Annotated in this window: 1 protein-coding gene and 1 pseudogene; both read right to left on the bottom strand. The window is 46.6% G+C overall.

Annotated elements, in window-relative coordinates:
- Nucleotides 1-436: pseudogene (locus R8O10_RS26390) on the bottom strand (6-phospho-beta-glucosidase); the annotation flags it as partial.
- 10 nt (nucleotides 437-446) lie between these two features.
- On the bottom strand, nucleotides 447-588 hold a 142-nt coding region (locus tag R8O10_RS26385; RefSeq protein ID WP_318192121.1), incomplete at its 5' end, for a PTS lactose/cellobiose transporter subunit IIA.

Raw genomic sequence — 588 nt, 5'->3', positions numbered from 1 at the left:
TCCAAGCGTTTGGCGCCAACTCTTCAATGTCTTTACAGATATCAAGAATGACCGGAATGGTTCTCAGTGCTTTAGCAAATCCGCCAGGGCCAGTGGTTTCTTGTCCGATCACATCGTATTTGATAGGAATTCTTTCATCGTTTGCTCGAGCAGCAAGCCCGCCTACACGGAATTGAGTCATGACAAAGTCAGCGCCTTTGATCGCAGCACGGCGGTCAAAATCCGCTTTAATTTCAATATCCGCGCCCGCTTTATCGACCATCCGCTGAGCCAAGCCCTTGATGATTTCTAGTTTTTCCGCGCCGGATTCTATGTCCACAAAGTGAATCTGTTTAACTGGCAAGTAATCCAAGCGTTTGATTACCCCTTCAACCAATTCCGGGGTATAGCTACTGCCACCACCAATAATGGCAAGTTTGATCGCCTCTCTAGACATAATGATTTCCTTACTTATTCGCGAGTTGCTTGTTCAAAGCGACAATCTCAACAGCCATTTCTTGCGCTAGAATCGTTGTCATTAAATGATCTTGAGCGTGCACCATAACCAGAGTCATCGGCACTTTGCCTTCCCCCTGATCTTCTTCGATC

Source organism: Vibrio sp. 1727 (assembly GCF_033344415.1).
Lineage (GTDB): Bacteria > Pseudomonadota > Gammaproteobacteria > Enterobacterales > Vibrionaceae > Vibrio > Vibrio alginolyticus.
This window is presented reverse-complemented; position numbering and strand designations above follow the sequence as displayed.